13 protein-coding genes and 1 pseudogene are annotated in these 12679 nt (G+C 73.6%); 8 read left to right on the top strand and 6 right to left on the bottom strand.

Going from position 1 to position 12679, the window contains the following annotated elements; translation table 11 throughout:
* Positions 1 to 88 precede the first annotated feature (88 nt).
* The gene (locus tag B073_RS0124190; protein WP_037812545.1) at positions 89 to 682 is read left to right on the top strand and encodes a TetR/AcrR family transcriptional regulator; all 594 of its coding nucleotides are present in this window, start codon (positions 89 to 91) and stop codon (positions 680 to 682) included.
* Between the two features lie 15 nt (positions 683 to 697).
* On the opposite strand, the gene B073_RS46605 is transcribed toward B073_RS0124190, so the two are convergent.
* From B073_RS46605 to B073_RS0124170, 4 genes are all read right to left on the bottom strand, one after another.
* Entirely contained in the window at positions 698 to 841 is a 144-nt protein-coding gene (locus tag B073_RS46605; protein WP_018540662.1) for a hypothetical protein, read from the bottom strand.
* Between the two features lie 462 nt (positions 842 to 1303).
* Positions 1304 to 1861, bottom strand: coding sequence for a hypothetical protein (locus tag B073_RS0124180; protein WP_018540661.1), 558 nt, complete (start codon positions 1859 to 1861; stop codon positions 1304 to 1306).
* Between the two features lie 107 nt (positions 1862 to 1968).
* Positions 1969 to 2814, bottom strand: coding sequence for a DUF4344 domain-containing metallopeptidase (locus B073_RS0124175; RefSeq protein ID WP_018540660.1), 846 nt, complete (start codon positions 2812 to 2814; stop codon positions 1969 to 1971).
* Between the two features lie 101 nt (positions 2815 to 2915).
* The gene (locus B073_RS0124170) at positions 2916 to 3497 is read right to left on the bottom strand and encodes a GNAT family N-acetyltransferase (RefSeq protein WP_018540659.1); all 582 of its coding nucleotides are present in this window, start codon (positions 3495 to 3497) and stop codon (positions 2916 to 2918) included.
* A gap of 163 nt (positions 3498 to 3660) precedes the next feature.
* Between B073_RS0124170 and B073_RS0124165 the strand changes: the two genes are divergently transcribed.
* Positions 3661 to 4839, top strand: a complete 1179-nt coding sequence (locus tag B073_RS0124165) for a permease (RefSeq protein WP_018540658.1) — start codon at positions 3661 to 3663, stop codon at positions 4837 to 4839.
* Positions 4840 to 5025: 186 nt separating this feature from the next.
* Here the strand turns inward: B073_RS0124165 and B073_RS0124160 are convergent, their stop codons facing one another.
* Entirely contained in the window at positions 5026 to 5475 is a 450-nt protein-coding gene (locus tag B073_RS0124160; RefSeq protein ID WP_018540657.1) for a cupin domain-containing protein, read from the bottom strand.
* Between the two features lie 165 nt (positions 5476 to 5640).
* Here B073_RS0124160 and B073_RS0124155 point away from each other — a divergent pair, with 165 nt between their 5' ends.
* From B073_RS0124155 to B073_RS0124135, 5 genes and pseudogenes are all read left to right on the top strand, one after another.
* Positions 5641 to 6084: an RrF2 family transcriptional regulator gene (locus B073_RS0124155; protein WP_026247678.1), complete on the top strand. Its 444-nt coding sequence runs from the start codon at positions 5641 to 5643 to the stop codon at positions 6082 to 6084.
* A gap of 117 nt (positions 6085 to 6201) precedes the next feature.
* Positions 6202 to 7425: a globin domain-containing protein gene (locus B073_RS0124150; protein ID WP_018540655.1), complete on the top strand. Its 1224-nt coding sequence runs from the start codon at positions 6202 to 6204 to the stop codon at positions 7423 to 7425.
* A gap of 59 nt (positions 7426 to 7484) precedes the next feature.
* Positions 7485 to 7766 (top strand): annotated as a pseudogene (locus B073_RS0124145) (GNAT family N-acetyltransferase); the annotation flags it as partial.
* Between the two features lie 48 nt (positions 7767 to 7814).
* On the top strand, positions 7815 to 8177 hold the full coding sequence (locus B073_RS0124140) for a putative quinol monooxygenase (protein ID WP_018540653.1): 363 nt from the start codon (positions 7815 to 7817) through the stop codon (positions 8175 to 8177).
* A 359-nt stretch (positions 8178 to 8536) separates the two neighbouring features.
* Positions 8537 to 10186 (top strand): GAF domain-containing protein, encoded by a 1650-nt coding sequence (locus tag B073_RS0124135; protein ID WP_026247677.1) that lies wholly within the window; start codon positions 8537 to 8539, stop codon positions 10184 to 10186.
* Between the two features lie 59 nt (positions 10187 to 10245).
* On the opposite strand, the gene B073_RS0124130 is transcribed toward B073_RS0124135, so the two are convergent.
* Positions 10246 to 10980, bottom strand: a complete 735-nt coding sequence (locus B073_RS0124130) for a response regulator (protein ID WP_018540651.1) — start codon at positions 10978 to 10980, stop codon at positions 10246 to 10248.
* A gap of 168 nt (positions 10981 to 11148) precedes the next feature.
* Here B073_RS0124130 and B073_RS42940 point away from each other — a divergent pair, with 168 nt between their 5' ends.
* A complete protein-coding gene (locus B073_RS42940; protein ID WP_018540650.1) occupies positions 11149 to 12552 on the top strand; it encodes a globin domain-containing protein in 1404 nt (467 codons plus the stop codon).
* Positions 12553 to 12679 lie beyond the last annotated feature (127 nt).

The raw sequence follows: 12679 nt of genomic DNA, 5'->3' as shown, positions 1-12679 counted from the left end.
GTGGGCGCATGCCCACTCGTCAAACGGGGGTGCGCGATAATCGGTTCCGACGAGGAAGTGAGCAGGACGAGGAAGCAGGGAGTGCACCGTGCCGACAGGGGTGGCCATCCGTGATGTGCGGCAGCAGTTGTTCGACGCCGCCGAGCGCGTCCTGCTGCGGGACGGATCGAACGCGCTGACCAGCCGGGCGGTCACCACTGAGGCGGGCTGCGCCAAGGGCGTCCTGCACCGGCACTTCGCCGACTTCGACGCCTTCCTCGCCGAGCTGGTGCGGGACCGCATCGGCCGCATCGAGACCCAGGCCGCCGCCCTTCGCGCGTCCGCCGGGACCGGCGGCGTGACCGAAAACCTCACCGGCGCGCTGACCGAGGTGTTCGGATCGGTCGCCGTGGCGATCGTCGGCCTCGTCATCTCCCGGGACGGTCTGCGCGCCCGCCTGCGGCAGGCCGGCTCGGTGGGCCTGCCGCTGCTCGCCGAGGCCACCACGATGATCGCCGGATATCTGACGGCCGAGCGCGACCTGGGCCGCCTCGCGGCGGACGCCGACGTCGACACCCTGGCCCCCACCCTGATCGGGGCCGGGCACCTGCTGTTCGCCGACCAGGAGGCGCCTGCGCCGGATGCGGATGCCGTCCGCAAGGTCGTGACGGCGGTCCTCGCCGGGGTGCTGCCGGGGTCTTGAGGCGACGGCTGAACGTCAGCCGGCCAGCAGGCGGTTGAAGAAGGCGCGGTAGTGGCGCAGGGCGATCCGCAGGCGCTCGGTGTCCGCCTCCGCACCCTGTTGCCACTGCTCTTCCAGGGACTGCTGGTGCTCGGCGAAGATGTCGGTGAGCGCCCGCATCACGTCCGTGACCAGCGTGTCGGCCGCATGGACCGCCTGGCGCGGGTCGTCGACGAACCTCCCCTGGATGTCGTGCCACCGGGCGCGGAACGCCGCCTGGTCCTCCGTGGAGAGGAGTGACAGCGCCCCGTCCTCGTCTCCCCCGAGGCTGTCCGGGGTGGGGCGACCCTCTACGGGGGCGCCCGGGGCTCCCTCCCCCGGGACGGTCGTGCCTTCCCTCGGGATGGTCGGGATGCCGCCGGGCGGCCCGGTGTGCTGCTCGGGTGGGCCCTCGGCCGGGCCGGGGCGGGGCCGCTCAGGTCGGACGTGGGCCGGCCGGCGGTCTGCGCGGGGTCCGGGGGCCGCGAGAGATCGGGTGTGGGTGCGAAGGATCCGGCGCGGGGTCGCGGGGCATGGTTCCTCCGTTCGGTGACCGGCGCTGGTGGCTCTGTGATGGCCGGCTGGGGCTCTGTGAGGGGCGGTTCAGGCCGGGGCCCGGTGGGTCCGGCCGCCGTTGGAGAGCAGCTCCTCGAAGAGCGCGCGGTAGTGCACCATGGCACCGCGCAGCTGCTCGGTGGTGGCCCGGTGCCGGGTACTGAGGCCGTCGACCTCATGAGCCGCCCGGTAGTGCTCCAGCGTGCGGCCGTGCTCGACGGAGAGGTCCTTGAGGCGCTGCTCGAAGTTCTCGGTGGGATAGCCGCGTTCGTGCATCAGCGCGGTGACGAGCCGGTCGGCGTCGTGGACCGCCTCCTCGGGCCGGTCGACGAACTCCTGCTGCACTCCCGTCCAGTCCCGGGTGTAGCGCTCCCGGCTGCTGCTCGGCAGGGGCTTGATGTCCAGGTCGTCGTGGCGCTTCTCGCGGGCGCGGAGTTCGTGCTCGCCGGCCCTGCGGCTGTCGGCGGCCTCGACGGTCCGGTCGTACTCGGGCCCGAAGCGTGCACGGAGGTGTCTGCGGCGCATGAGGAGCGTAACTGCCGTTGCCATCAGTGCCATCACGACCACGGCGGGGACGATGATCGCGAGAAGGGTCCCTGTCGACATGAGCCGACCTCCTTGCCTTCACCCCCAACATTCCAGTCTAGGGTCCGGCGGGTCGCGCAACGAGTCGGGCGTACGGGGGCGCAGCGTCACCGCCGTGGCCGCGAGCGTCACACATGGTGCTTGAGGTGTCCGATCAGGAGCTGCTGCCAGCCGTTCCGGGCCTGCGCCCACTCCTCGGGGCAGCTCTCGGCGCGGTCCTCGGTGACCCGTTTGCCGTCACCGACGAGGTCCTCGTGCCGGCCTGGGTGCGCGCCGTAGACGTAGCAGGCGTAGTTCGCCGCGCGCTGGCCGTCCAGGCTGTGCTCGTCGAGCAGATCGGACTCATCGACCGGGCTCTCCTCGGCGGAGAGGGCGTAATCCGCGGCGGCGGCAAGGGCCTTGGTGTCGCCGGCGCCGCCCTGGTCGATCAGCATCACCGCGGCGAACTGGTCGGCGACGTCCTCCTCCCGGCCGGTGAAGTGCAGCTTGAGGCGGTCGATCAGGGCGTGCGCGCCCTCGTGGTAGGCGGTCTCCTCCAGTACGGCGGCCACGTGGGCGTCCTCGCCGCCGTGCGGCACGGCGTTCCGGCCGGCGTGCGCGACCCGGTCGCGTATCTCGTCGACGTGCTCCACACAGAAGTCGACGGCACCCGTATTCGGGTCGTAGGCCGGCTCGGCCGCGCCGCACGAGCGGACCACGAAGGGGATGCGGTGCGGGACCTTGACGGTGTCGTTGAGCCGGTCGGCCGCGCTCTCCAGGATGTGCCGCGAGCGCAGATAGGCGGTGGCCCGCGCCGCCTTGTCACCGGTGCGGTACTGGACGGTGAAGCCGCCCGCGCTGTCCTTGCCGTGCGTCCGGCGGGCCGTGGCGTCCTTGGCGTCGGCCGTGTCCTCGGCGGCCGTGCAGCCGGTCACCGCTGCCGCCAGGGCCAGCGTCAGCAGTGCTCGTGTGCCGTTTCCCGTCCGGCGGCCCATGTCCACTCCTTCCCCGCCGCGCGCCGCGGCTGTCCGTCCGAGCAGGGAAGAGGAAGATCCGGAAGTGGAGGTTCCGTCCTGTTGGCCACACGTGCCGGAGATCACCACAGCTTGTCGATGTCTCCGGGGTGGAGGGCGATGCGGCTGCCCTGGAACGACGCACGAGCCCGGCGGGCCCGGTCGGAGAAGAAGGCGGCCATGGTGACCTTGTCGAATCCGGGAGAGTCGCTGGGGAAGGGGGCCTCGGGTGTGCCCCCGACGAGGACGGTGCCGGGCAGATGGTGCCAGCCCGCGCTCTCGTAGAACGTCCGCAGCGGGCGGTCGCAGGTGAACAGCCCCAGGTCGTGGCCCTGGGCGGCGAGGGTCTCCCGGGCCTTGGCCACCAGGCTCCGGCCGTGCCCGCGGCCGCGGGCCTCCCGGCGGGTCACCACCGTGCTCAGCCCGCCGGCGGCGTAGCGCTGCCCGGCGTGGCCGACCTCTTTGGTGAGCAGGTCCAGTGCGGCGAGCACCGTCCCGCCGTCCACCAGCAGCATCGACAGCGGTCGCAACGCGGGGTCGTGGACGGGCGCGTCGTCGGGGACCGGCGCGGGGCTCTCCGACGGCCAGGCCGCCTCCTGGAGCTCCCGGACCTGGGTGCGGAGTTCGGTGGGGGTGGCGGCTTCGGGGAAGGCGAGGATCTGCACCGGTCGATTCTGTAACGGTGGTGGGCGGGCTGCGCAACGGGGTTTCCGGTGCCGGGTCCGGCCCGGTGGCGTTCCCCTGTGCGGCGCGGGTCTCCGGCCACCGGGCCCCGCGCGTCGCGTGTCCGTCGTGGGCCGGGTGAGTCGGCCGGGGAAGGATGCGGGCATGCATGCCGTCCTGCACGCACTGTCGATCGCCGGGTCGATGACGTGGGAGATCGCCTGGGCGCTGATCCTGGGCTTCGGGCTGTCCGCCGTCGTCCAGGCGGTGGTGCGCAGATCCACCGTCGTCGCGCTCCTCGGTGACGACCGCCCGCGCACCCTGGCCCGCGCCGCCGGGCTGGGGGCGGCCTCGTCGTCCTGCTCGTACGCGGCGGTGGCGCTGGCCCGTTCACTGTTCGTCAAAGGGGCGGACTTCACCGCCGCGATGGCGTTCGAGATCGCCTCCACCAATCTCGTCGTCGAACTGGGCGTCATTCTGGCCCTGTTGATGGGGTGGCAGTTCACGGTCGCCGAGTTCGTGGGCGGCCCGATCATGATCGTGGTGCTGGCGGTGCTGCTGCGGCTGTTCCTGCGCGAGGAGCTGCTGCGTGCGGCGCGGACCCAGGCCGAGCGCGGGCTGGCCGGCTCGATGGAGGGGCATGCCGCGATGGACATGCCCGTGCGGCGCCCGGGCTCGTTCCTCCGTCGGCTGCTGTCCCCCGAGGGCATCACGGCCACCGCGCACGTCTTCGTGATGGAGTGGGCGGCGATCCTGCGGGATCTGGTGATCGGTCTGCTGATCGCCGGAGCCATCGCCGCCTGGGTGCCCGACGCCTTCTGGCGGTCGTTCTTCTTCGACGGCCATCCGCTCGCGGCGAAACTGTGGGGGCCGGTCGTCGGTCCGCTGGTCGCGATGGCCTCGTTCGTGTGCTCCATCGGCAATGTGCCGCTCGCCGTGGTGCTGTGGAAGGGCGGGATCAGCTTCGGCGGGGTGGTGGCGTTCGTCTTCGCCGATCTGCTGATCCTGCCGATTCTGGCCATCTACCGGAAGTACTACGGCACTCGGACCGCGCTGTTCCTGCTCGGCACCTTCTATGTCGCGAGCGTGGTGGCCGGGTACGTCGTGGAGTTCGCCTTCGGTGGCCTCGGCCTCGTACCGGACCAGGCCCGGGCGCGGCTCCCGCAGGGGGGCATCGGCTGGAACTACACCACGTGGCTCAATCTCGCCTTCCTCGTGGTGGCCGCGGCCCTGCTGGTGCGGTTCTTCCGCACCGGCGGCCGGGACATGCTGCGCATGATGGGCGGCGCCCCCGCCACCGGCCACGAGCACGGCGGAGGGGGGCCGGGGCCGGACGCTCAGTGACGGGACGTCAGGCCAGGCGCCGGCGCCGAGGTCGTGGTCGTGATCGACGGTGTGGTGGCTGAACGCGTCGCGGTACGCCACGGCGCCGCCGGCACGGCGGCCGCATCGAGGTCGGCCACGCCGACGGGGGCGGCGCACGCTTCACGGTCGCCCTGCCCGGGCGCTTTCCGGGGTCGCCCGCGGGCGTCAGGAGCCCGGCCGGCTCTTGATCTGCAGGCCGGGGCGGCGTCGGTGGACCGTGAGGTAGGCCAGGCCGTCCCGGCCCGCGGTCACACTGCGGCGGGACCCTCGGGGCAGCCACAGCAGGCCGCCCTCGGCGAGCGGTTGCCGGCCGTCTTCCGTGTCCACGGCGCCGTCGCCGGACACGACGTAGAGGAGCACGTCCAGGTCCGGCTCGACGTGGGTGTCGATACGGCCGTCGGGCGGGATCCGGACGACGTTGGCATCGAGCTGGCGGCCGGACTCGGCCAGGCGCCACAGCACACCGGCCGGTGCGGGCGGCTGGGCGGCGACCTTCTGCGCGTCACAGAGCAGCAGCGGCACCGGGTCGCCTACGGGGGCGGCACCACCGGGAGTAGCGGAAGTACCGGAGCTGTCGGGAGTGTCGGCGCCGCCGGTGTGCGGGGCGTCAGCCATCAGTGGTCACCATCCGTCGCCTGTCCTGGGGTGCGCATGATCCACGCGGTCCGTGCGCGTCCCTTCCTAGTGCAGCGCGGCCCCCGGCACCACCGGCACCGCGCCACTCCACCGGAACCCGCCCCTGAATGCGAACCTTACATGCGCATTTGCTACCGTCATGGCGTGCGGCTGACAAAGTTCACTGATCTGGCACTCCGCGCCGTGATGCGCCTGGCCGTCGCGGAGCCGGGCGCCCCTCTGACCACCCGCGAGGTGGCCGAGGCGATGGACGTGCCGTACACCCACATGGCGAAGGCGATCAGCCGGCTCCAGCATCTCGGCGTGGTCGAGGCCCGCCGGGGCCGCGGCGGCGGACTGGCCCTCACCGGCCTGGGACACCGGGCCTCGGTGGGCTGGCTGGTGCGCGAACTGGAGGGCGAGGACGAGGTCGTCGCCTGCGAGGGCGACCCGCCGTGCCCGCTGCGCGCGGCCTGCCGGCTCCGCCGGGCGCTGGCCGAGGCGCAGGAGGCGTTCTACGCCACGCTCGACCCGCTGACGGTCTCCGAGGTCGTGGCGTCGCCCACCGGCCCGGTGCTGATCAGCCTCACCGGCCGGCGCCCCGACTGACCGACCGCCACCTCACCGCGCCCCGCCCCGGGGCGCACCCCGGGCCCACCCCGTTCCCAGGGCGGCCCACCTCACTCACAAATTGGTAGATGATCTACTACTTATAGGAGGTGGCTCGTGCTCAGCGAGCAGTCCGCACCCGTCATCAAGGAAACCCTGCCGGTCGTCGGCGCGGCCATCGAGGAGATCACCGCGCTCTTCTACCAGAAGCTGTTCGAGGCCCGTCCGGAGCTGCTGCGCGACCTGTTCAACCGCGGCAACCAGGCCAACGGCGAGCAGCGGCAGGCCCTCGCGGGCTCCATCGCCGCCTTCGCGGGCATGCTGCTGGAGCACCCCGACGCCCGGCCCGACGCGATGCTCGCCCGGATCGCGCACAAGCACGCCTCGCTCGGTGTCACCTCGGACCAGTACAAGCTCGTCAACGAGCATCTGCTCGCCGCGGTCGCCGAGGTCCTCGGGGAAGCCGTCACGCCGGAGGTCGCGGCCGCCTGGGACGAGGTCTACTGGCTGATGGCCAACGCGCTGACAGCCGTCGAGGCCCGTCTCTACGAGCAGCACGGCGCCCCCGAGGGCGGGACCTGGCAGCCCATGAGAGTCGTCGCACGGCAGCAGGAGACCCCGGACACCCTCGCGCTCACGCTGCGCCCGGCCGACGGCACCCCGGCCCGCGCCTTCCGCCCCGGCCAGTACGTCAGCGTGCAGGCCGAACTCCCCGACGGCGCACGGCAGATCCGCCAGTACAGCCTGTCGTCCGCCCCCGGCGCCCCGGAGTGGCGGATCACCGTCAAGCGCGTCCGCGCGGCGGCCGGGCCGGCCGGCGAGGTGTCCTCCTGGCTGCACGAGCGGGCCCACGCCGGCGAAGTGCTGGCGGTCTCCGCGCCGTTCGGCGATCTGACCCTGCCGGCCGGCGACGCCCCGCTGCTGCTGGCCTCCGCCGGCATCGGCGGCACCCCCATGCTCGCCATGCTGCACCACCTGGCCGCCACCAACTCGCCCCGGCAGGTCGTCGTCGTGCACGCCGACCGCGCCCCGGCCGACCACGCGCACCGCGACGAACTGCGCCGACTGGTCGGCACGCTGCGCCATGGCTCGCTGCACCTGTGGTACGAGGAGGCGGACCAGCAGGCGGCCGCGACCGGCTCCGACCCCGCTCCGGTGGCGGTGTCCGAAGGCCGTGCCGATGTCGGCGAACTGCCGCTGCCCGAGGGCGTCACCGCCTACCTCTGCGGTCCCCTGCCGTTCATGCGTACCCTGCGGGGCAACCTGCTCCGGCGCGGGGTCGCACCGCAGGCGGTCCACTACGAGGTGTTCGGCCCCGACCTCTGGCTGGCGCAGCAGTAGGCCGCGCCCGGCAGACCGACCACACCCACCCGAGCGACGAGAGGACAGCCCGCGCCGAGCTGGTGGGCTGCAGTACCGTGCGCCCGCCGGAGGACGAGGCCCGCACGGCGACGGTCATCGCCCGCGTGCTCGCCGCCCACCGCGGACGCGGCTTCGGGTCGGAGCTCTACGCCCGCGGACTGGACCGCGCCCGGGAGTTGGGGGCACAGGTCGTCGAGACCGTCGTCCTGTCGTCGAACCCCGACGGCCTGCGGTCCGCCGAACGGCACGGCTTCGTCGAACTGGAACGCTATGTGCTGCCGGGTGAGACCGTGCCCTGGATTGACCTGCGGCTGAGGTGACCCGATCGGGCGACGCGTCGCCGCGTACGCCGCTGCTTGAATGCCCGCATGAGCTTCTTCGTACGTGCGCGGTTCGACGTCCGGGACGAACAGCGGGAGGAATTCGAGGAGTTGGCGTGCGCCCTGCGCGAGCTGGCGGAGGCGGAACCCGGCACGCTCCTCTACCGGTGGTTCTCGGCGGGTGCCGGCCGGTATCTGGTGCTGGAGGAGTACGCCGACACGGCCGCGGCCATGGCGCACCAGGAGCGCGCGGCGCAACTCCTGGCCCGGGTCGGGGCATGTGCGGAGATGGCCTTCGCCGAGCTCCACGGCGAGATCGGCCCCGGCATCCGGGAGTGGGTGCGCGACCATCCGCAGGCGACGGTCTACCCGGAGTGGACGGGCGACCGCACACCGTCCGGCAGCCGGTGACACGGGCGTAGGAACAGCGGCCGGGACCGGGAAGGGCCATCGGCACGGGGAGACCCGGCCCTTCCCGGCGCGACCATCGTCGGCCGGTGGCGGGCGCGGACCGCAGGGCCGAACGGCCCTCTGCCGGCAGGCATTCGGCTCTCTCCGGGTCTCTTCGTGCGGGCCGCCCGGCCGCCTCCGGGACCGATCTCCGCGGTGGCCGATCGGCACCGGTGCCCGCCGGACCGGCCGTGATGATCACGTACGCTGCCGGACAGACGTACGGGATCTTTGGGAGCAGCACGGTCATGTCCGAATCGCAGCAGTACGCACCGGCCGCGGGCGGCCCGCTGGGGCCGCAGCTCCGTGAGCCGGACCGGATGCGCAGCCTGCTCGACGCGGTGATGGGCCTGGGCCGGGGGCTGGAACTCCCGCAGGTGCTGCGGGGCATCGTGGAAGCCGCGGTCACCCTCACCGACGCGGAGTACGGGGCGCTGGGCGTGGTCGGCGACGGGCAGCTGTCGCAGTTCCTGCCCGTGGGCATGTCGGACGAGCTGATCGAGCTGATCGGCCGGACGCCGTGCGGCCACGGCATCCTCGGGGAGCTGATCCGCAATCCCGCACCACTGCGGCTCACCGATCTGACCAGGCATCCGCACAGCTACGGCTTTCCGGCCAACCATCCGCCGATGCGGACCTTCCTCGGCGTGCCGGTCCGGGTCCGCGACGAGGTGTTCGGCAACCTCTACCTCACCGAGAAGCGGGGCGGCGGCTCGTTCGACGCGGACGACGAGGCGGTGGTGACCACCCTGTCCATCGCCGCCGGAGTGGCCATCGACAACGCCCGGATGTACCACGAGAGCCGCCGCCGGGAGCGGTGGCTGGAGGCGCTGGGCGAGATCACCCGCAGCCTGCTGTCCGGTACGGGCGCCGACGACGTGCTGCGGCTGATCGCCGAGCGGGCGCGGGAGGTCGCCGGCGCGGACTGCGCGGCGATCCTGCTGCCGTCGGCCGCGTCCGCGGACCAGCTGGCGGTGTCGGTGGCGTGCGGGACGGGCGCAAGCCGGATCGTCGGGCTGCGGGTGCCGGCCGACGCCTCGCTGCCCGGTATGGCGGTGCGCAGCGGCCGGCCGGTGGTCACCGCCGATCTGCGGGCCGACCCGCGGGCGTATCCGCTCGGCCCGGACGCCGGCGGCGGGAGCGGGGGCGCACTGGACGGGGAGGCCGCGGGCCATGGCGTGGCATACGGGCCGGCCGTCGCCGTCCCGCTCCAGGTGGACACCGGGCATGGCGCCTTGCGGCTGAGCCGCCTGGCCGGCCGGCCCGCGTTCGACGACGCCGAGGTCACGCTGATATCGGGCTTCGCCGACCAGGCCGTGATCGCCCTGGAACTCGCCCGCCGGCGGGCCGAGTCGGAGGAGCTGACGGTCCTTCACGACCGGGACCGGATCGCCCGCGATCTCCACGACCTCGCCATTCAGCGGTTGTTCGCCACCGGTATCACGCTGCAGAGCGCGACCCGGCTGATCGAGCGGCCGGAGGCCGCCGAGCGGGTCGGTCGCGCGGTGAACGACCTGGACACCACCATCAAGATCATCCGTTCCACGATCTTCGGGCTGCGGTCGACCGGCGACGGCAGGGAGGGCCGGGGGCTGCGCCGGGACCTCACCGAGACCGTGCAGCGGGCGGCCGGACCGCTCGGCTTCCCCCCGGCGTTGCGGATCGAGGGCCCGGTGGACGCCGCGGTCCCCGACGAACTGGCCGAGCACCTGCTGGCGGTGACCGCCGAGGCGCTCAGCAACGCCGCCCGGCACGCCCGCGCCCGCCACCTGGACGTGGCCGTGGCGGTGACCGCGGACGAGCTGGCGCTGACGGTGACGGACGACGGGGTGGGCGCCGGGTCGGCCCCGCACACCGGCGGCCTGGCCAACATGCGGGCGCGGGCCGCGATGCACGGCGGCCGACTGACCGTCGGGACACCGGAGGACGGCGGCACTCGCCTCGTGTGGTGCGTGCCGCTGCCGGATTGACCTGGCGGCGGAGGATACGGTGACACCCCGTCAGCCAGCCGCCGCAGCCCCCAACATGCTCACGCCCGCGGCTCCTTCAGCCGTTCGGCGACCATCGCGGCCTGCACCCGGCGGCCGACTCCCAGCTTGGCGAGGATCGCGGAGACCCGGTTCTTGATCGTCTTCTCGGCGAGGTACAGCCGGTCGGCGATCTGACGATTCGTCAATCCTTCACCGATCAGCTCCAGTACCTCCCGCTCGCGTGGGGAGAGCTGGTCGAGCACCGACGGCGGTGCCTCCGCCTCCTGGTCGCGGTCCGGGCCGCGCAGCCGCTCCATGACCCGCGACGCGGTACGCGGGTCCAGCATCGACTCCCCCGCCGCGACCGTGCGGACCGCGTGCACCAGTGCCGGACCGTCGATCTGCTTGAGCACATAGCCGGCCGCCCCGGCCATGATGGCGTCGAAGAGCGCCTCGTCGTCGTCGAAGGACGTCAGCATCAGACAGGCCAACTCCGGGACCCGGGCCCGCAACTCCCGACAGACCTCGATCCCCTCGTGGTCGCCGTCGGGCCCGTCCGTACCGCCCAGCCGCACGTCGAGGACGGCCACCTGCGGCCGGACCGCCGGCACCCGGGCGAGGGCCTGGCGGGCGTCCCCCGCCTCCCCCACCACCTCGATGTCGTCCTCCGCCTCCAGAAGGTCCCGGACGCCACGGCGCACCACCTCGTGGTCGTCGAGGATGAAGACCCGCAGCGGCGCGTCCCCTCCGGCGGCGGACGAGGCGGGGGCGGGCGGGACGGGGTGCTGGTTCATGCGCTCTCGCTCTGTGGTTCTTCGCGGTTCGGCCGGGCACAACGGGCCCGACCACGAGGTTCGTCCGGCCCGTCGGCCCGCGCAAGGGTCGAACGGCCCTGGGGAATCGGGGTCCTTCGGGCACGGAACGGCGTTGCGATACTGACGCCCCCGTCAGGAGGTCGTTCCATGCCGCAGTCCCGCCAGCCCGCGCGCCCCGCCCCGTCCGTGCCGTCCGCACGGTCCGCCCCGGGCACCGTCGGCGGCGAGTACCACGCCCTGCTCGCCCGGCACGACGCCATGCGCCTGCGCCGGCAGATCCTCGGCCAACGGACCGCGCCCGCACCCGACTTACCTGCGGCCGCCTACGACGGCGCCGCGGACCAGCGGTTGATTACCCAGTACCTGGACCTGGTCACGCCGTTCGGCGACCTGATCGCGCACCTCTACGACGAGATGTTCGCCCGGTGGCCGTATCTGCGGTCGCTCTTCCCGGCGTCCATGGAGTTCCAGCGCGCGCATCTGGCCCGCGCCTTCTGGTACCTGATCGAGAATCTGCACCGCCCGGGCGAGGTGGCCGCCTACTTCCGGCAGCTCGGCCACGACCACCGCAAGCTCGGGGTGCGGCCGGTGCACTACGAGGCGTTCGAGATCTCGCTCTGTGCGGCGCTGCGGCGCAGCGCCGGACCGCGCTGGGCCGAGGCGGTGGAGGAGGCGTGGGTGCGGATGCTGCGCTTCGCGGTCGCGTCGATGATCGAGGGCGCCGATGCCGCGCTCGCCGAACCGCCGTGCTGGCAGGGCACGGTGACGGCACATGAGCGGCGGCGCCCGGACCTGGCCGTGCTGCGGGTCCGGGTGCACGAGCCGTACCCGTACCGGGCGGGTCAGTACGCGGCGGTGGAGTCCCCGCTGATGCCGCAGGCGTGGCGGCACTACTCCCTGGCGTCCGCGCCGCGGCCGGACGGCGAGGTGGAGTTCCACGTCCGGCGGACCGGCCCCGGCGGGGTGAGCGAGGCGCTGGTCGACGGCACCGACGTGGGCGACACCCTGCGCCTGGGGCCCGCGCACGGCACGATGACGCTCCGGGAGGAGGACCACCCCCGCGACCTGCTGTTGGTGGCGGGCGGCACCGGCTGGGCGCCGGCCAAGGCGCTGCTGGAGGAGTGGGTGGCCCGGCGCCGCGGGGCCGGCGGCGGTTCGCTGCGCCCGGCCGGCCGGGTCCGTCTCTTCGTCGGCGCCCGCAGCCGGGCCGAACTGTACGACGCGGAGGCGCTGTCCCAGTTCGCGACGCGGCAGGGCCGGCTGCGGGTGGTGCGCGTCCTGGACGACGAGGCCGCCGCGGACGAAGGCGGCTCGCCGGGCGCGTACGGTCCGCTGGCCGAGGCGGTGGCCCGGGGCGGCGCGTGGCCCGGCCACCTGGCCTTCGTCAGCGGGCCGGCGGCCATGGTCGGTGCCGTGGTCGCGCGGCTGACCGCGGCCGGGATGCCGGCCGGCCGCATCCGCCACGACCCGGTGCCGGACCTCATGCCCGGGTCGGCCGCCTGCACCGCGGCGTACTCGGCGGACGGGGCCGGTACGGGGGCGGCGTGGTGACGTGTGCCCGCCCGTGACGGAGCGCCGGCCATGGCGAGTGCCGCGTCGCCCCGGGCGGGCCGAACGGCCCCTGGTGGACGCCCGCCGGGGGGCCGTCTACTGGGCGGCAGAGCAGTGCGTCGACAGC

Origin of the sequence: Streptomyces sp. MspMP-M5 (assembly GCF_000373585.1) — a bacterium.
Taxonomy (GTDB): domain Bacteria; phylum Actinomycetota; class Actinomycetes; order Streptomycetales; family Streptomycetaceae; genus Streptomyces.
Note: the sequence above shows the minus strand (reverse complement) of the source record. Positions and strands in the feature narration are given on the sequence as shown.

Bases quoted from the DNA above. Each gene is read 5' to 3' on its own strand.
- B073_RS46605 (WP_018540662.1), bottom strand. From the start codon at position 841: ATGCGGGCGCTCACCGACATCTTCGCCGAGCACCAGCAGTCCCTGGAA.
- B073_RS0124180 (WP_018540661.1), bottom strand. From the start codon at position 1,861: ATGTCGACAGGGACCCTTCTCGCGATCATCGTCCCCGCCGTGGTCGTG.
- B073_RS0124175 (WP_018540660.1), bottom strand. From the start codon at position 2,814: ATGGGCCGCCGGACGGGAAACGGCACACGAGCACTGCTGACGCTGGCC.
- B073_RS0124165 (WP_018540658.1), top strand. From the start codon at position 3,661: ATGCATGCCGTCCTGCACGCACTGTCGATCGCCGGGTCGATGACGTGG.
- B073_RS0124160 (WP_018540657.1), bottom strand. From the start codon at position 5,475: ATGGCTGACGCCCCGCACACCGGCGGCGCCGACACTCCCGACAGCTCC.
- B073_RS0124140 (WP_018540653.1), top strand. From the start codon at position 7,815: ATGAGCTTCTTCGTACGTGCGCGGTTCGACGTCCGGGACGAACAGCGG.
- B073_RS0124135 (WP_026247677.1), top strand. From the start codon at position 8,537: ATGCGCAGCCTGCTCGACGCGGTGATGGGCCTGGGCCGGGGGCTGGAA.
- B073_RS0124130 (WP_018540651.1), bottom strand. From the start codon at position 10,980: ATGAACCAGCACCCCGTCCCGCCCGCCCCCGCCTCGTCCGCCGCCGGA.
- B073_RS42940 (WP_018540650.1), top strand. From the start codon at position 11,149: ATGCCGCAGTCCCGCCAGCCCGCGCGCCCCGCCCCGTCCGTGCCGTCC.